The organism is Kribbella sp. NPDC051620 (genome assembly GCF_044453825.1).
GTDB lineage: Bacteria > Actinomycetota > Actinomycetes > Propionibacteriales > Kribbellaceae > Kribbella.
Map to the genome: position 1 here is coordinate 104,053 of NZ_JBITDB010000002.1, position 16,544 is coordinate 120,596.

The 16,544-nt window shown below is 68.5% G+C and carries 19 protein-coding genes; 7 read left to right on the plus strand and 12 right to left on the minus strand.

The window, feature by feature from the left end; genetic code table 11:
* Positions 1 to 83: 83 nt before the first annotated feature.
* The 3 genes from ACIA12_RS07780 to ACIA12_RS07790 are packed head-to-tail and all read right to left on the minus strand — an operon-like array spanning position 84 to position 2,646.
* Positions 84 to 839, minus strand: coding sequence for an SDR family oxidoreductase (locus ACIA12_RS07780; protein WP_396366136.1), 756 nt, complete (start codon positions 837 to 839; stop codon positions 84 to 86).
* A gap of 16 nt (positions 840 to 855) precedes the next feature.
* Entirely contained in the window at positions 856 to 1,779 is a 924-nt protein-coding gene (locus ACIA12_RS07785; RefSeq protein WP_396366137.1) for an RNA polymerase sigma-70 factor, read from the minus strand.
* A 48-nt stretch (positions 1,780 to 1,827) separates the two neighbouring features.
* The gene (locus ACIA12_RS07790; protein ID WP_396366138.1) at positions 1,828 to 2,646 is read right to left on the minus strand and encodes a LysR family transcriptional regulator; all 819 of its coding nucleotides are present in this window, start codon (positions 2,644 to 2,646) and stop codon (positions 1,828 to 1,830) included.
* A 69-nt stretch (positions 2,647 to 2,715) separates the two neighbouring features.
* Between ACIA12_RS07790 and ACIA12_RS07795 the strand changes: the two genes are divergently transcribed.
* Together ACIA12_RS07795 and ACIA12_RS07800 are read left to right on the plus strand one after the other, a co-directional pair.
* Positions 2,716 to 3,606 (plus strand): NAD(P)H-binding protein, encoded by an 891-nt coding sequence (locus ACIA12_RS07795; RefSeq protein ID WP_396366139.1) that lies wholly within the window; start codon positions 2,716 to 2,718, stop codon positions 3,604 to 3,606.
* Between the two features lie 14 nt (positions 3,607 to 3,620).
* Complete coding sequence (locus ACIA12_RS07800; RefSeq protein WP_396366140.1) at positions 3,621 to 4,307, plus strand: SDR family NAD(P)-dependent oxidoreductase; 687 nt, start codon at positions 3,621 to 3,623, stop codon at positions 4,305 to 4,307.
* 42 nt (positions 4,308 to 4,349) lie between these two features.
* On the opposite strand, the gene ACIA12_RS07805 is transcribed toward ACIA12_RS07800, so the two are convergent.
* From ACIA12_RS07805 to ACIA12_RS07815, 3 genes are read right to left on the minus strand one after another with little or no spacing between them, the layout of a single operon-like run.
* Entirely contained in the window at positions 4,350 to 4,913 is a 564-nt protein-coding gene (locus ACIA12_RS07805; protein ID WP_396366141.1) for a DinB family protein, read from the minus strand.
* Positions 4,914 to 4,928: 15 nt separating this feature from the next.
* Positions 4,929 to 6,401 carry a cobyric acid synthase gene (locus ACIA12_RS07810; RefSeq protein WP_396366142.1) on the minus strand — a complete coding sequence of 491 codons (1,473 nt, stop codon included), beginning with the start codon at positions 6,399 to 6,401 and terminating at the stop codon, positions 4,929 to 4,931.
* A 48-nt stretch (positions 6,402 to 6,449) separates the two neighbouring features.
* Positions 6,450 to 8,054, minus strand: a complete 1,605-nt coding sequence (locus tag ACIA12_RS07815) for an MFS transporter (protein ID WP_396366143.1) — start codon at positions 8,052 to 8,054, stop codon at positions 6,450 to 6,452.
* A 117-nt stretch (positions 8,055 to 8,171) separates the two neighbouring features.
* Between ACIA12_RS07815 and ACIA12_RS07820 the strand changes: the two genes are divergently transcribed.
* From ACIA12_RS07820 to ACIA12_RS07830, 3 genes are all read left to right on the plus strand, one after another.
* On the plus strand, positions 8,172 to 8,465 hold the full coding sequence (locus ACIA12_RS07820; protein WP_396366144.1) for a GNAT family N-acetyltransferase: 294 nt from the start codon (positions 8,172 to 8,174) through the stop codon (positions 8,463 to 8,465).
* The gene (locus tag ACIA12_RS07825) at positions 8,462 to 8,995 is read left to right on the plus strand and encodes a YbaK/EbsC family protein (protein ID WP_396366145.1); all 534 of its coding nucleotides are present in this window, start codon (positions 8,462 to 8,464) and stop codon (positions 8,993 to 8,995) included. Before ACIA12_RS07820 ends, ACIA12_RS07825 begins: the two co-directional genes overlap by 4 nt.
* Before the next feature lie 65 nt (positions 8,996 to 9,060).
* A complete protein-coding gene (locus ACIA12_RS07830; RefSeq protein WP_396367142.1) occupies positions 9,061 to 9,885 on the plus strand; it encodes a helix-turn-helix domain-containing protein in 825 nt (274 codons plus the stop codon).
* 42 nt (positions 9,886 to 9,927) lie between these two features.
* Here the strand turns inward: ACIA12_RS07830 and ACIA12_RS07835 are convergent, their stop codons facing one another.
* Positions 9,928 to 10,359, minus strand: coding sequence for an organic hydroperoxide resistance protein (locus ACIA12_RS07835; RefSeq protein WP_396366146.1), 432 nt, complete (start codon positions 10,357 to 10,359; stop codon positions 9,928 to 9,930).
* Positions 10,360 to 10,378: 19 nt separating this feature from the next.
* On the minus strand, positions 10,379 to 11,332 hold the full coding sequence (locus ACIA12_RS07840; RefSeq protein WP_396366147.1) for a zinc-binding alcohol dehydrogenase family protein: 954 nt from the start codon (positions 11,330 to 11,332) through the stop codon (positions 10,379 to 10,381).
* Positions 11,333 to 11,400: 68 nt separating this feature from the next.
* On the opposite strand from ACIA12_RS07840, the gene ACIA12_RS07845 reads away from it, so the two are divergent.
* On the plus strand, positions 11,401 to 12,063 hold the full coding sequence (locus tag ACIA12_RS07845) for a TetR/AcrR family transcriptional regulator (RefSeq protein ID WP_396366148.1): 663 nt from the start codon (positions 11,401 to 11,403) through the stop codon (positions 12,061 to 12,063).
* On the opposite strand, the gene ACIA12_RS07850 is transcribed toward ACIA12_RS07845, so the two are convergent.
* The 4 genes from ACIA12_RS07850 to ACIA12_RS07865 all read right to left on the minus strand — a co-directional run bounded on the left by ACIA12_RS07850 (position 12,047) and on the right by ACIA12_RS07865 (position 15,701).
* Complete coding sequence (locus ACIA12_RS07850) at positions 12,047 to 12,793, minus strand: sulfite exporter TauE/SafE family protein (protein ID WP_396366149.1); 747 nt, start codon at positions 12,791 to 12,793, stop codon at positions 12,047 to 12,049. The two genes, ACIA12_RS07845 and ACIA12_RS07850, sit on opposite strands and share 17 nt — an antisense overlap.
* Before the next feature lie 134 nt (positions 12,794 to 12,927).
* Positions 12,928 to 14,091 (minus strand): SPFH domain-containing protein, encoded by a 1,164-nt coding sequence (locus ACIA12_RS07855; RefSeq protein ID WP_363821784.1) that lies wholly within the window; start codon positions 14,089 to 14,091, stop codon positions 12,928 to 12,930.
* A 159-nt stretch (positions 14,092 to 14,250) separates the two neighbouring features.
* On the minus strand, positions 14,251 to 14,769 hold the full coding sequence (locus ACIA12_RS07860) for an NfeD family protein (RefSeq protein WP_396366150.1): 519 nt from the start codon (positions 14,767 to 14,769) through the stop codon (positions 14,251 to 14,253).
* 149 nt (positions 14,770 to 14,918) lie between these two features.
* Positions 14,919 to 15,701, minus strand: a complete 783-nt coding sequence (locus ACIA12_RS07865; protein WP_396366151.1) for an ABC transporter ATP-binding protein — start codon at positions 15,699 to 15,701, stop codon at positions 14,919 to 14,921.
* An 80-nt stretch (positions 15,702 to 15,781) separates the two neighbouring features.
* Here ACIA12_RS07865 and ACIA12_RS07870 point away from each other — a divergent pair, with 80 nt between their 5' ends.
* Complete coding sequence (locus ACIA12_RS07870; protein ID WP_396366152.1) at positions 15,782 to 16,525, plus strand: hypothetical protein; 744 nt, start codon at positions 15,782 to 15,784, stop codon at positions 16,523 to 16,525.
* The last annotated feature ends 19 nt before the right edge of the window (positions 16,526 to 16,544 follow it).

Here is a 16,544-nt window from a genome sequence, read left to right on the forward strand (position 1 = left end):
GCTCGCCGGGAAGAACAACGTCCAGCCACCGAGCGCGAGCTGGATGACGGCGAGCACGACCAGGCCGGGGCGCAGCAGTCGACTCATCGGCTGGCCTCGGCGCTGAAGCGGGCGGTCAGGTAGTCGGCGAAGGTCTGCTGCCCGTAGGTCGTGTCGCCAGTCATCGCGGCGCCCGCTGCGAAGGCGCCGAAAGCCCTGCCTGGAAGGCGAATGGGGGTGATCGGGCGATGAGAGCCGGCGGCCTGCTTCCAGAGGCGGGCCAGATCGGGGACGGATCGTTGCTCTGGGCCGCCGATGTCGGGGACGCGGCCGGCGGGCGGGGCGGCGGCAAGTTCGGTGAGGCGGGTGGCGACGTCGTCCACGGCGATGGGTTGGAGTCGGATCGAGGGAGCAAGCAGGAGCGGCAGGAAGCGCTGGGCGGTGAAGACCTCGTCGACGAGGTTGTGGAACTGGGTCGCCCGGAGCACGGAGTACGGGAGACCGGACTGCTCGACGAGACGTTCGGTCTCGAGTTTGGAGCGGTAGTAGGCCAGCGGGATCTGGTCGATGCCGACGATCGAGATGACGATCAGGTGCTCGACGCCGGATGGCCGCAGTGCCTCGACCAGGCTCCGGGTCTGGTCGGCATCGGCAGTGCCGCGGCTGGTGGCCAGGTGGAGCACGGTGTCCACGCCGTTGAGCGCCTCGCGGAGGCCGGTGCCCTTGGTCAGGTCGCCGGTGGTGAGGCCGGGGCCGCTGCGCCGGCTGAGGACGCGGACGTCGTGGCCCGCTTCGCGCAGGCGCGCGGTCGTCGGGCGGCCCAGGTTGCCGGTACCGCCGGTGACGAGGATGGTTCGCATGGTGGTGTCCTTTCGGTCACCAGCCCAGACCGGATACCCCGCCGATTCGTGACAACTGGTCGTCCACCCGGCTCAGCTTGTCCGGGTTCATCGCGATCTCGAGGCTGCTCAGCCGGTCGCCGTCGAAGGCCAGGAAGAGCACCGCGCGGACCCTGTCGGGGCCGACGGCAACGATCGCGGGCTCGCCGTTGGCGTGCGCGAAGTACGCGACGATGCCGGCGCCGAAGCGTTCCAGTACGCCGACCAGGTAGCGCGCGACACGACCGCTCCCCTCGACCGGCCGGCGGGCCGCGTTGACCTTGCCGCCGCCGTCGGCACGCGAGACCACATCGGCGGCCAGCAACGACTCGAGGCCCGCGATGTCGCCGAGTTGGGCGGCGGCCAGGAAGCGCTCCACGAAGGTGCGCCACTGGCTCGGGTCGACGGCATGCGGCTGCTGGTCGGCGGCGACTCGTTTGCGGGCCCGGGAATGGAGCTGGCGGGCGTTGGCTTCCGTAGTACCGATGAGATCGGCGACTTCGCGATGGGAGTAGGCGAAGGCTTCCCGCAGCACGTACGCCGCCCGCTCCGCGGGGCTGAGCTTCTCCATCACGGTGAGCAGCGCGAAGGAGACCGACTCGCGTTGCGCGACCTCGTCGAGTGGCCCGAGGTCGTCGAGCCCGGCACCGGTGAGGACGGGCTCGGGCAGCCACTCGCCGACGTACGTCTCCCGTCGCGCGCGGGCCGAGGTGAGCTGGTTGAGGCAGAGGTTGGTGACCGTCTTCGCGAGGAAAGCGGCCGGCTCCACAACGTGCTCGTGGTCGACCGACTGCCAACGCAGCCAGGCGTCCTGAAGTACCTCATCGGCCTCCGTCGCCGACCCGAGCATCCGGTAGGCGATGCCGAACATCCGCCCGCGATGCTCCTGGAAGATCGCCAGCTTCTCCGTCGCCGAAATCACCCGCTCATCCTTGCAGGCAGCTCAGCGCTTGAGCTCGGCGCAGACCGTTCAGCCCTCGCCGGCCCGCAGGGTCGTGGTGGCCAACTCGAGGAAGTCGAGTGCGGGTTCGTTGCGCCGGCCGGCCGGCACCGCCAGGAAGGTCCCGTCCGGCTCGGCGTCGACGATAGGGAGATAGACCAGGTCGGCGCGCGGATAGATCTGGGCCACCGTCTCGGGCATCAGCGCGATGCCGTGGCCGGAGGCGATCAGCTCGAACTTCTCCTCGATCGAGGAGACCCGCCGCCGCTCCTGCGCGTTCATGATCGACTCGCCGGCCAGGTCGGCCAGCGCCACGGCTTCGCGGTCGGCCAGCCGGTGTGACGTCGGCAGACAGGCGACCCGCCGTTCGCTGCCGATCTCGGCCACCTGCAGGCCGGTACGGTCGAAAGGGCCGCGCAAGTAGCCGACATCGGCACGGCCATCGCGCAACGGCACATCCTGCTCCCACCAGTTGAGGCGCAGCAGGTCGATCTCGACCTCCGGGTACTTCGCCGTGAACGCCAGCACCACTTCGGAGACGTGCAGCCCCGAGGCGAAGGCGACGACCAGCCGCCGGAGACCGCGGTCGATCTCGTGCACGCGGCGGACCGCGGAGTCCACGCTGGCGAACACTCCGGCCGCCTCCTGACGCAACTGCTCGCCGGCCGGGGTCAGCTGCACGCTGCGGGTGGTACGGACGAACAGCTCGCAGCCGAGGTCGCGTTCCAGCGCGCGGATCTGCCGGCTGAGCACCGGCTGCGCGATGTAGAGCTCCTCGGCCGCCTTGCCGAAATGCCGGTGCTCGGCGACCGCCGCGAAGTACCGGAGCTTGCGCAGGTCGAGATCCATACCTCAACCGTATCAATAGTCACACAGAGGTATTGGACCTGCCGCTCACGGTCACGCAGAGTTGACACCATGATCGTCATCACCACGCCAACCGGCGACATCGGCAGCAAGCTCCTGAACCTCCTCCTCGAGGACTCCCACGGCGAGGAGTTGCGCGTCATCGTGCGCGACCCCGCCAAACTTCCCGCCACCGTTCGCGATCGGGTCGACATCGTGACCGGGTCCCATGGCGACCCGGAGGTCGTCGGCAAGGCCTTCGCCGGCGCCGACGCCGTGTTCTGGGTCGTCCCGCCCGCACATCAGGCGGTGAGCCTGGACGACGCGTACTCCGGCTTCACCCGAGCCGCCGCGGACGCGTTCACGACGTATGGCGTCAGCCACGTGGTCGGCGTCTCGGCAGTCGGCCGCGGTACGCCGATGGCCGGGCGCGCGGGCCACGTCACCGCATCGCTTGCCATGGACGACCTGATCGCGAGCACAGGCGTTGCCTACCGGGCGCTCGCCAACCCGTCGTTCATGGACAACGTGCTGCGCCAGGTCGGCTCGATCCGCGAGAACGGCGTCTTCACCGACACCTCCGAACCTGATCGCCGGGCGCCCTTGGCCGCCACCAGCGACATCGCCGCCGTCGGCGCACGGCTGCTGCTCGACCGTTCGTGGACCGGCTCGGGCGAGGTCGCCGTCCTGGGTCCCGAGGACCTCTCGCCCATCGAGATGGTTCAGATCATGTCCGACGTACTCGGCCGCCCGATCCGCTACGAGCACGAATCGCTCGACACCTTCGCCGCCCGGCTGGCCGGCTTCGGCCTCAGCGACCCGATCGTCAGCGGCATGGTCGACATGATGCGGGCCAAGAACGAGGGCCTCGACGCCGGCCTCACTCGCACACCGGAGACCGCAACCCCGACCACCTTCCGGCAGTGGTGCGAACTCGTACTCATGCCCGCCCTCAACGCCTGATCCCCGGAGAATCCGTGACTCGAACCGCACTCATCGTCGGCGCTTCCCGCACCCTCGGACTCGCGCTGGCGACCGAATACCTCCGCCTCGGCTGGGACGTGATCGGTACCGTCCGCGGCGCCGACCGCACCGAACTCCATGCCCTGGCTGAGACCTCCGACGGACGGCTCGCCGTCGAGTCCGTGGACATCACCGACCCCGATCAGATCGCCGCGCTGCGCGACCGGCTGGCCGACCGCGAACTCGATCTGCTCTTCGTCAACGCCGGGATCACCCGGGGCAACCTGCCGATCGCCGAGGTGCCGACGGAGATGTTCACCGAGGTCATGGTCACCAACGCGCTCAGTCCGTTGCGCGTGATCGAGTCTCTGCGCTCACTCGTCACGCCCGACGGGACGATCGGCGTGATGTCCTCGCGCCAAGGCAGCCTGGCGATGAACACCAACGGCGGCCAGGACGTCTACCGGGCCAGCAAATCCGCCCTCAACCAGCTGATGCGCTGCTACGCCGCCCGGTACGCCGATGCCGCCCACACTCTGCTCCTCATCAACCCCGGCTGGGTGAAGACCGACCTCGGCGGCCCCGGCGCCATGCTCACCATCAGCGAGAGCATCCCCGGCGTCGCGGCCACCATCAACGCCCAGTCCGGCCAGCCCGGCCTGCACTTCCTCGACTACCAAGGCGAAACCGTCCCCTGGTAGGTCCCCACCTCGCGTCTTCCCCTGTGGAGGCGCGAAGTGGCGCTATCTGAAGGTCTCGGCTGCCTGTTGGAGTTTGGTGTAGTAGGCGGACCAGCCGGCCTCGTCGAGGACGTCGGCGTCGGGGCCGCCGGTACCGTCGATCAGTTCGCGGATGATGTCGGCGTGGCCCGCGTGGTGCGCGGTTTCGTCGACCATCCGGATCAGCAGGACGCCCAGGGTGGTCGCCCGGCCGCCCTCGGGCCAGTGGGCGACGGAGGCCGGCGCGTCGAGGTCGAGCGAGGTGATCGTCTCGTCGGCGAAGGCGCAGGCGCGTTGGTACAGGGCGATCAGGTAGTCGCTGGTCTCCGACGGCAGGGCCCACATGTCGGCGCCGTCCCAGATCGTGCCGTCCTCCACCCAGGCCAGCTTCTCCGGCGGGGTGCGGCCGAGGGACTCGCCCAGGTAGGTGTACTCCAGGCCGGCCAGGTGTTTCACCAGGCCGAGCAGGTTCGTCCCGGACGGTACGAGTGGGCGGCGCCGGTCGTACTCACCGATGCCTTCCAGCTTGGCCAGCAGGACGGCGCGGGTGGTCCGGAGTTTCTGATGCAGCTCGTCTTTGAGGTCCACGAGAAGGACGGTAGATCAGGGCGCCGACAGTTTTGGAGCACCCGGCGGTACGAACGGCAGGCCGGCCGGGGCGCCCGCTTCGATCAGGCACAGTAGGGCCGTCGTGTCGAGGTGCTCGTCGATGGCGTCGGCCAGCAGGTCGAGCCGGGCTTCACGCTGCGCCGCGAACGAGACGGAACCGTCAGGCGCGGGCTTGCCGGTCAGCGCGGCGACCTCGGTGAGGAAGGCGTGGCGCGCGGTGTCGTCGTCCAGCAAGCCGTGCCAGATGGTCCCCCAGACGACCCCCGAACGACAGCCACCCGGAAACTCCGAAGCCGTACCCGTCACCGAGACGACGCCGTGATGGATCTCGTACGCCGTCGGCGCCGGCCGGGCCAGCACCTTCTCGACGCCGAAGGTGGTTGCTACTGGCAACAAGTCCAGGCCAGTGTGGGTGCCACCGCCTTCGACCCCTGATGGATCTGAGATCTCGCCGCCGAGAAGCTGATAACCGCCACAGATTCCCAGTACCGGGCGACCGGCCGCGACCCGCTCGATCACCGCGTCGGCCAGGCCGGTCGAGCGCAGCCAGGCGAGATCCGAGGTGGTTGCGCGCGATCCGGGCAGTACGACGAGGTCGGCGTCGCGGACCTCTGCGGGGCTCGCGGTGAAGAAGACGCTCGTGGTCGGCTCGACGGCGAGCGCGTCGAGGTCGGTGAAGTTGCTGATCCGCGGAAAGCGCACCACGGCGATGGTCAGCACGGACGAGTCCTGGGAGAGCCGCCGAGCCGGTACGTCGAGCGCGTCCTCCGAGTCGAGCCACAGACCTGGGAGCCAGGGCAGTACGCCGTACGTCGGCCGTCCGGTGACCGAGCTCAACATGTCGATCCCCGGCTGGAGCAGGCTCACGTCGCCGCGGAACTTGTTGACCACGAACCCACTGATCAGCCGCTGATCCGCCGCATCGAGCAACGCGACGGTGCCGAACATCGACGCGAACACCCCGCCTCGATCGATGTCGCCGACAACGACCACCGGTGCTCGCGTGTGTTGCGCGAGTCCCATGTTCACGTAGTCCGACTGGCGGAGGTTGATCTCGGTAGGGCTGCCGGCGCCTTCGCTGATCACCACGTCGTACCGCGAGGCCAGGTCGTCGTACGCGGCGAATGCTGCCTTCGCCAGCTCTGCTCGTTCGGTGAGAAAGCCGCGGGCGGTCAGCTCACCCCAGGGCTCCCCCATCAGTACTACGTGACTGCGGCGGTCGCTGCCGGGCTTGAGCAGTACTGGGTTCATGGCCGCTTCCGGCTCCGCACCGGCGGCCACCGCCTGGATCCACTGGGCACGGCCGATCTCGGCACCGTCGGCGCAGACCATGGAGTTGTTGGACATGTTCTGAGCCTTGTACGGCGCTACGCGGACCCCCTGGCGCGCCAGCCACCGGCAGAGCCCGGTCACCACGGTCGTCTTGCCCGCGTCGGACGTAGTACCGGCTACCAGGAGAGAACCCACGGCGTGATCCTAGAAGGTCACCACCGCGGGCTCTCTTCCCTGGTCCGGCTAGCGATCCCGGACGTCGCCAGGCGGCGGGGCGTCGGGCCCAGGCTGATGGGACTCCGGCTTCACCGGAGTGATCCGCCGTCCTTGCGCATCGGTACTCGGCAACCGGGGCGTCGCCCCCTGGAAGCGGGTCGCGCCCGCGGCCTCCCGCGCCGACAGCGGCTTGGCCACGTTCTCCAGCGACTGCCCCTCGGCATCCACCCCGAAGAACCAGGCGATCAGACCACCGATCAACATGACCGCGGCGCCGATGATGTAACCCACCGTCAGCGGCCCGCGCGGCGGGTTGTCACCCTCACCGATCAGCGAGGCGAACAGGAACGGCGCGATCACACCACCGGTCAGCTGCGAGATCGCGAAGAAGAACGAGATCGCCTGCCCGCGCAGCTCGATCGGGAAGATCTCGCTCACCGTCAGGTAGGCCGACGACGCGCCCGCCGAGGCGAAGAAGAACACCACGCACCACAACGCGGTCAGGCCGGCCGCGTTCAGCGCGCCCGAGTTGAACAGCAGGGCGGTGATGAACAGCACGACCGCCGAGACCGAGTAGGTCGCCAGGATCATCTTGCGCCGGCCGATGGTGTCGAACCAGTGGCCGAGCAGCAACGGACCGGCCAGGTTCCCGATCGCGAACGGGAAGAAGTACAGGGCGACACCGGAGTCGGACAACCCGAAGTACGACTTCAGCACGAGTGCATAGGTGAAGAAGATCGCGTTGTAGAGGAAGGCCTGGGTGACCATCATCGAGAAGCCGAGGAAGGACCTGCTCCGGTAGTCCCGCAACATCACCCGGGCGATCTCGCGGTACGTCACCGGCGGATAGTCGACGACGTTGATCGCCTCGTCGTCGGTCACCTCGCGCAACGTACCGCCCTGGTGCCGGACGGTCTCCTCGATCGAGTCGACGGTCCGTTCGGCCTCCTCGACCCGGCCGTGGGTCATCAGCCAGCGCGGGCTCTCCGGGATGTGCCGGCGCAGGTAGATGATCATCAGGCCCATCACCGGGCCGACCAGGAAGCACAGCCGCCAGCCCCACTCGACCGGGATGATGTCCTTGTCGAGGAAGACCAGACCGACCGCCGAGCCGATCAGAGCGCCGGCCCAGTACGTTCCGTTGACGCCGATGTCGACCCGGCCGCGGTACTTCGACGGGATCAGCTCGTCGATCGCCGAGTTGATCGCGGCGTACTCACCGCCGATGCCCATCCCGGCCACGAACCGGCAGAGCGCGAGCGACCAGAAGTCCCAGGTCAGGCCCGCGGCGCCGGAGGCCACCAGATAGACGACCAGCGTGATGATGAACAGGCTCTTGCGGCCGAACTTGTCGGTCATCCGTCCGAAGAAGAGCGCACCCACCACTTCACCAGCGAGGTAGATGGACGCCAGCAGACCGACCTCTTTGGTGCTCAGCCCGAGGGTCGCGCCTTCTTTCAGCGTGTTGCCGACCAGGGAGACCAGCTGGATCTCCAGGCCGTCCAGAATCCAGGAGACGCCGAGACCGACGACGATCATCCAGTGGAACCGGGTCCACGGCAATCGGTCCATCCGGGCGGGTACCAGACTCGGTATCGCTCTACCCTCGTCCAACGCATGCTCGCTGCTCATCGGCACTCCTCCCGGCCGGCCTCGGAAAATCTCCGGTAGAGCCCGTACCCCGCGAGTAACTGACTTGAAACCCACCGCCACGGTGGGGGCCTGCGGTGGCTGGATACAGTGGCTGGCATGGAGAACGAGATCGCGATCACCGACGCCAAGGACGCCAGCCGGTACGAGGCGCGCGACGCCGACGGCAACCTGATGGGCTTCGTCGACTACAAGCTGCACGGCTCGGTGATTTCGTTCCGGCATGCCGAGACGCTGCCGGAGTACCAAGGACGAGGCGTGGCGGGCAGGATCGCGACCAAGTCGCTGGACGACGCGCGTGACGCGGGCCTGCGGGTTCGCCCAGCCTGCCCGTACTACCAGGACTTCCTGAAGAAGCACACCGAGTACGCCGACCTCGTGGACGCGGAGTGACCGCGCCCGTTCTCGGCAAGCTGGAGTGGCGGGCGGCTGCCGATGTACCGGAGTTGCTCGCCGAGCCCGTGCGGGCTGCCCTTGGCGATCTACCCGCGTGGGCGGTGGCGATCGACCCGACGCTGGCCGACACGGCGGCATTCTGCGCGGAGTACGACGTACCGATGGCCGCGTCGGCGAACTGCGTGATCGTGCACGGCAAGCGGGCCGGTGAGTCGACGTACGCCGCCTTGATGGTGCTGGCCACTCACCGGGCCGACGTGAATGGCGTCGTGCGCAAGCACCTCGGCGTCCGGAAGATCTCGTTCGCGGCGCAGGACGACGCGGTTGGCTCGACCGGGATGGAGTACGGCGGCATCACCCCGATCGGCGTACCGGCTGCCTGGCCCGTGCTCGTCGACGAGGCAGTGGCTCAGGCCGGGCTGGTCGTGATCGGCAGCGGGATCCGTGGCTCGAAGCTGCTCGTCGACGGCGCCGAACTGGCCAAGCTGCCGAGCGCCACGGTGCTGGAACTCGCGACTCCCGCCTGATCTGCGGTTAGCATGCTGGGGTGACGGTGGCGGGTGGTGAAGGTGGGCCGACCGCGCTCCGCATCATGCTGGGCGGTCATCTCCGCCGGATGCGCGAGGCCGCGGGGATCAGTCGCGCCGACGCGGGCTGGCAGATCCGTGCCTCCGAGTCCAAGGTCAGCCGGATGGAACTCGGCCGGGTCGGGTTCAAGGAACGCGACGTGAACGACCTGCTCGACCTGTACGAGATGAAGGACGCCCAGGAACGCGAGCGGCTGATGGAGCTGGCCCGGGCGGCGAACAACCCCGGCTGGTGGTCGCGGTACGGCGATGTGATGCCGAGCTGGTTCGGCAACTACGTCGGCCTCGAGGTCGCGGCCAAGCTGATCCGGACGTACGAGCTGCTCTTCGTCCCCGGACTGTTGCAGACCGAGGACTATGCCCGGGCGGTCGTCCAGTTCGGCAAGGCCTACCTGCCGTCCGAGGAGATCAACCAGCGGGTGGCGCTGCGGGTGACCCGGCAGCAGATCCTGACCCGGCCCGATCCGGCCCGCCTGTGGGTCGTGCTCGACGAGGCCGCGCTGCACCGGCCGGTCGGTGGCCGTGGGGTGATGCGCGAGCAGATCGAGTACCTGATCGAGGCCTCCCAGCGGCCGAACGTGACCCTGCAGATCATGCCGCTCACCAGCGTCGGCTATCCCGACGCCGGTGGCGCGTTCAGCATCCTGCGATTCCCCGAAGGCGATCTGCCGGACGTCGTCTACATCGAGCACGCGGCCAGCGCGCTCTACCTCGACAAGCTCGAGGACCTGGACGAGTACGCCGCGATCATGGAGGCACTGACGATCGCGGCGGCGCCGGTCAGTGCCACCCCTGCCCTGCTCGCGGAAGCCCTCGAGCGGATGAGCTGAGCCTGGGCGGCACTGACCAGTCGGTGCTTACTGCTTGCTGGTTCAGGCGACGCTGAGGTCGACCTTGATGTTGCCGCGGGTCGCGTTGGAGTACGGGCAGACCTGGTGAGCCTTGGCGACCAGCTCTTCGGCCTCGGCACGCTCCAGGTTCGGCAGGGTGACGACCAGCTCGACCTCGAGGCCGTAGCCGGCGCCGCCGTTGATCGGGCCGATGCCGACGGCCGCGGTGACGGTCGAGTCGTCGACGTTCTGCTTGGTCTTGCGGGCGACGGTCTTCATCGCGCTGTGGAAGCAGGACGCGTAGCCGGCCGCGAAGAGCTGCTCGGGGTTGGTGCCGTCACCGTTGCCGCCCATCTCCTTCGGCGGGGCCAGGGTGACGTCCAGCTTGCCGTCGTCGCTCGCGGTGTGACCCTGACGGCCGCCCTCGGCGGTCGCGCGGGCGGTGTACAGAACGTTCTCTACTGCAACAGTCATTGTTGTGGCTCCTGGGGTTTCAGCGGGTGGGGTCGAGCACGAGCTTGCCGACGGTCCGGCGGGCCCGCATGTCTTCGTGGGCGGTGACGATCTCCGACAGCGCATAGTCGCCGCCGAGGATCGAGCGCAGCTTGCCTTCCTTGACCAGCCCGAACAGCTCGGCGAGCGGCTCGCGCAGCAGCGCGGGGGTCTTGAAGCAGTCCGCCAGCCAGAAGCCGGCGATGGTCTTCGAGCCCTTCATCAAGCGGGCCGGCGGGATCGGCTCGGCCAGTTGGCGCGACGCCGCACCGAAGGTGACCAGGCGGCCGAACGTCGCGAGCGCGTCGAAGGACTCGTTCAGGGTGGTACCGCCGACCATCTCCAGCACAATGTCGACGGGCTTGCCGTCGTTCGCCTCGATGATCCGGTCTTTCAAGCCTTCGGGCTCGCCGTCGATCGCGGCGTCCGCGCCGAGTTCGAGGATCTGCTTGCGCTTCTCCTCGGTGGAGGCGGTCGCGATGACGCGTCCGGCGCCCCACAGCTTCGCGAGCTGGGTGGCCAGCGATCCCACGCCACCAGCCCCGGCGTGGATCAGTACGGACTCTCCCGGCTGCATATGGGTCGAAGTCTTCAACAGGTGCCAGGCACTCGTGCCCTGCACGATCAGAGCCAGCGCGTCGGCGTCACTGACGCCTTCCGGTACGTCGAACGCGGCCTGGGCGTAGCCGACCGCCTTCTCCGCATAACCGCCGGAGCCGACCAGCGCGACGACCCGGCGGCCGTCCTCGGTGTGACCGACGACCTCGCCACCCGGGATCAGCGGCAGCTTCGCCTTCGACAGATAGCTGTTCTCGACTTGGTGGGTATCGGCATAGTTGACGCCCGCCCGATCGACGGTGATCAGGATCTGCCCCTCACCCGGCACCGGTTCCTCGATGTCGACCACCTTGAGGACCTCGGGCCCACCGAACTCGCTGATCTGTACGGCTCGCACTGTCTCGCGCTCCTTCCGATTGTTTCCTTACAACGTACTATACACTGTACGTTAAGGAGGTCGATGAGATGTCGGACACCAAACCCAGAACACCGCGGAACACACTCAACCCGGACCTGATCGTGCGGACCGCGCTCGATCTGATGGAGGCCAAGGGGCTGCACGCCTTCAGCCTGCGCGGAGTGGCCGGTGAGTTGGGTGTCGGCCCGATGGCGCTCTACACCTACTTCCGCAACAAGGACGACCTGTACGACGCGATCCGCGACCACCTGATGGCCCTGGTGCCCGATGTGCCACCGGACCTCCCCTGGCCCGACCAGGTCCGCTTCGTCTGCCGCGGGTTGCGCGCCCTGATGCTGCAGCACCCTTGCCTTGCGCAACTACTCGCGAGCCGTCCGTTGAGCGGCAAGGAGACCGCCCGGGTGGCCGAAGGCCTGCTCGGCGTACTGCGGGCCGCCGGTCTCGAGCCCGAGGCCGCCGCCCGGACGCACACCACCCTCTTCACGTACGTACTCGGCGCAACGACCTGGGAGATCCAGATGGCCGCCGAGCGTCTCGACCCGGACGCCTGGCGCCGGTTGCGAACGTCGATGGAGTCACTGTCCGCCCACGAGTTCCCCACCGTCGTCGAGCTCGCCCCGGAACTCGCCCGTACTTCGGGCGGCGACGAGCAGTTCGACTACGGGCTGGATCTGTTGCTGGCGGGGCTCGAGGCTAGAAGACCATCGTGACGATGGCGACGATGCCGATCACAACGATCAGCGCCCGCAGGCCGGTCGGCGGGAGTTTGCGGCCGTAGCGGGCGCCGACGAAACCGCCGATCGTCGAGCCGACCGCGATCAGCGCGGCGGCCAGCCAGTCGACATCCGCGACGATGATGAACAGGATCGCGGCGACGCCGTTGACGACCGTGGCGAGCACGTTCTTCAGGCCGTTCATCCGTTGCAGGTTCGCGTCCATGCCGATGCCGAGGATCGCCATCAGCAGGACGCCTTGGGCCGCGCCGAAATAGCCGCCGTACACGCCTGCGCAGAAGACAGCGGGGATGACCCACCAGGCGCCGCGATGGGTGTGCATCGGGAGGCTGATCCGCTTGGACAGCCACGGCTGCAGGGCGACCAGCACGCAGCCGAGCAGGATCAGTCCGGGGACGACGGCTTTGAACGCCGAGCCGGGGAGCTTCAGGAGCAGGACGGCTCCGACGATGCCGCCGAGCAGCGACGCGGGGATCAGCCGGAGCATCCGGCCGCGCTGGCCTTCGAGTTCGCGCCGGTAGCCGATCGCGCCGGCCGCCGTACCGGGTGAGAGGCCGATGTTGTTGCTGACGTTCGCCAGGACCGGGGGGATGCCGACAGCAAGCAACGTGGGGAAGGTCAGCAACGTGCCGGACCCCACCACCGCGTTGATCGTGCCCGCGCCCATTCCCGCCACCAGGACGAACAGCGCCTCGAACCATGTCATCGTCGCAAGACTCTACGCACCTGATAGCCGTTTCCGATCATCAGTCCGGCAACTGAACAGGTTTCTGCAGTCAACGTCACACGGCCCGGCTCAATTGCGAGCCGGGCCGTGTGACGTTACGTAGTACTAGGTGATCAGCGCTCGACCGGAGGGCCGTCCTGCACCGGGGAGGTTTGCTCGGGGGCCGAGGTGACCGCCGGGGGTGCCTGCTGGGCCGCGCGGTTGCCGACGGCCGCGTTCTGCGCGGCGGCGATGGCTTCCTGTACCGCGTTGTCGGCCTCGACCACGGCGGCGTCCGGCGTGGCCGCCGAACCGAGCCCGCTGTCGACCGACACGGCCTGCGAGTCGCCCAGGTCGGGCTCCGGGAACGGGCCCTCGGCCTTCTGGGTGATGCCGGCGATCTGGCCGACGGCGCTGCCGAGGCCTTCCATCGCCTTGCCGATCTCGCTCGGGATGATCCACAGCTTGTTCGAGTCGCCCTGGGCGATCGACGGCAGCATCTGCAGGTACTGGTAGGCGAGCAGGCCCTGGTCGGGCTTGCCGGCGTGGATCGCGTTGAAGACGGTGGTGATGGCCTGCGCCTCACCCTGCGCCTTCAGGATCCGCGCCTCCCGCTCGGCCTGGGCGCGCAGGATCCGGGACTCCCGGTCGCCCTGAGCGGTCAGGATCGCGGACTGCTTCTGGCCCTCGGCCGACAGGACGGCCGACTGGCGCATACCTTCGGCGGTCAGGATCGCGGCGCGCTTGTCGCGGTCCGCGCGCATCTGCTTCTCCATCGAGTCCTGGATCGACGGCGGCGGGTCGATCGAGCGGAGCTCGACCCGGTTGACCCGGATACCCCATTTGCCGGTCGCCTCGTCCAGTACGTACCGGAGCTTCTCGTTGATCTCCTCACGCGACGTCAGCGTCTGCTCGAGGTCCATGCCACCGATGATGTTGCGCAGCGTGGTCATCGTCAGCTGCTCGATGGCCTGGATGTAGTTGGAGATCTCGTAGGTCGCCCGGACCGGGTCGTTGACCTGGAAGTAGATGACGGAGTCGATCGACACCATCAGGTTGTCCTCGGTGATGACGCCCTGCGGCGGGAACGCGACCACCTGCTCACGCATGTCGATCGTGTAGCGGACCTTGTCGACGAACGGGGTCAGCAGGTTCAGGCCCGGCTGCAAGCCGACCTTGAACTTCCCGAACCGTTCCACGATGCCCACGGTCTGCTGCTGCACGACCCGGACAGATTTGATCAGTGTGACGACCACCAGCAAGGCGACCAATGCCAGCACTATGAGGAACGCGGTCACGTGACCCTCCCACTCGAAGAACCCTCAGAAACGCACAGTCTTTCCTATCGACGGGCCACCGTGTGCAACGGTTCCCTCACGATCGCCCGTACTTCCGACAGTACTTCGGCGCCCGCCCCGCATCCCCGCGCCACACCAGCTTCTTCGGCGACTCTCAGGTCAGTCCTTGGCGTCCGGGGGCTCGGGGTTGGAGCGGAGTTCGGGCAGCGTGTGGTCGATGGGCTGGCCGATCGGGTAGACGACGGCGGTGGCGCCGTCGATGGACATCACCTCGACCCGGGTGCCGGGCTGGATGGTGGAGACGTCGTCGTACGGGCGGGCGGTCCAGAGCTCGCCGTTGAGTTTGATCGAGCCGCCGCCGTCGGGGTGGATCTCCTTGACCACGACGCCGCTGCGGCCGATCACGTGGGCGGAGCCGGTCTTCAGCTCGCCGGTGTGGTGCATCTTGCGGACCAGCAGCGGGCGGATGGCGCCCAGCATCGCGGCCGCGGTGACCAGGCCGACGACGATCTGCAACCAGAGCAGGTGCGGGAACAAGGCGCCTACGCCGGCCGCGGTGATCGCCCCCGCGGCGAGCATCAGCAAGGTGAAGTCGAGCGAAGCCAGCTCCGCCAGACCCAGCACGACGGCGATCCCGAGCCACGCCGTCCAGACGTTCTCCCGCAGCCAATCCATCATCTGCCAACTCTATCCGCGTTCGGGACCTCAGGCAGGTCCATCACCAGTGTGACGCGGAGAATCAGCCCCAGGATTCAGGACCGGCGGATTCGGCGTGAGCGGATTCGGGGTGAGCGGATTCGGGGTGAGCGGGTTCGGGGTGAGCGGGTTCAGAGGGCGCGGGCGAAGTACCGGCCGTCGCGGTGGTCGAGGCTGAGGGCCAGGTCGAAGGTGTCGCTCAGGGTCTCGGCCGTCAAGGCCTGGTCGATCGGGCCGGCCGAGATCACCCGGCCCTGCTTCAGCAGCAGCGCATGCGTGAAGCCCGGCGGGATCTCCTCGACGTGATGCGTGACGAGCACCATCGCCGGCGCGCCCTCAGCGGTCGCGATCGAGCTGAGCGACCGGACCAGCTGTTCGCGACCGGTAAGGTCCAGCCCCGCCGCCGGCTCGTCCAGCAGCATCAGTTCGGGATCCGTCATCAGCGCGCGGGCGATCTGGACCCGCTTCCGCTCCCCCTCGGACAGCGTCCCGAAGGTACGGTCGCTGAGGTGGCCGATGCCGAGCTCGGTCAGCAGCTCCTTGGCCCGCTGGTGGTCCAGCTCGTCGTACTCCTCACGCCACCGCCCGAGTACGGCGTACGACGCGGAGACCACCACGTCGGACACCCGCTCCGACTTCGGCAGCCGGTCGGCGAGCGCGGCGCTGGTCAGCCCGATCCGCGGCCGCAGCTCGAACACGTCGACCGCGCCGAGCACCTCGCCGAGCAGCCCGACCACACCGGTCGTCGGGTGCATCTGGGCCGCGAGGATCTGCAGCATCGTCGTCTTGCCGGCCCCGTTCGGGCCGATCACGACCCAGCGGTCGGTCTCCTCGATGGACCAGTCGACGGAGTCGAGTAGGAGCGCGCCACCGCGCACGATCGAGACACCGGCCAGCTCCGCCACTGCAGTCATAGGACCAAAACCTACGGGGTGGCTTCCCGCGACTCGCGAGGACCCTGCCCGCGTCAGCGCATCACCGCCCGGATGGGACAATGGGAAGTGTGCTGACCACTGCCGCCTCGGTGCGTTTCACCGTCTGGACCAACGCCATGCTGACCGGCGCCTGCGATCCGGACACCGCCGCGCACAAGATCCTCGGCGAGGACGTCGGGCACCACGTGTCCGGCCTCGCCGCGCACCCCACCCCGGCCACGTTGCCGGTGGCCCTCAACCTGTTGCGCGCGGCCGGCGCGACCCAGGCACACCTCGCGCTGCCCATCCCGGGTGACCCGATCGGACTGGCCGGGCCGCCGACCTTCAACGAGGCAGCGTTGGAGACGGGCGAGGCCGTAGTACTGACTGGAGCCGAGATCGGGCTCGTACCTTCGTACGTCGGCCCAGCGGTGCAGTGGACCGTCTTGCCGGCGACCAGTCCGCTGCCGGCCGACTTCGGTGAGGCCGACCGTGGGCTGCGGGCCGCGCTGATCGAGGCGGCCGAGTCGCTCGCCAAGCTCGACGTCGCCAAGTGGAAGCCCGAGGTCGCCGACGCGCTGATCGACATCCGCCGGATCGGTTCGGGCAAGGGCGACGACCTTGCCCCCGGCTACGAAGCCCGCGCGGTGAAGACGGCCGCGACCGCCCGCCGTTGTCTGGCCATCGCCGACGCCGCCCTGGAGGACGACGGCGCGGCCATCACCGGCGCGGAGGCCGACGCCCGTCGGCGCGCGCTGACCGACCTGGCGGCTGCTGCGAGGCGCGCACTTGTCGCGGCATGTGGACCGCCCACCTTCCGTTAACAATTCATCGGTAGCCTGA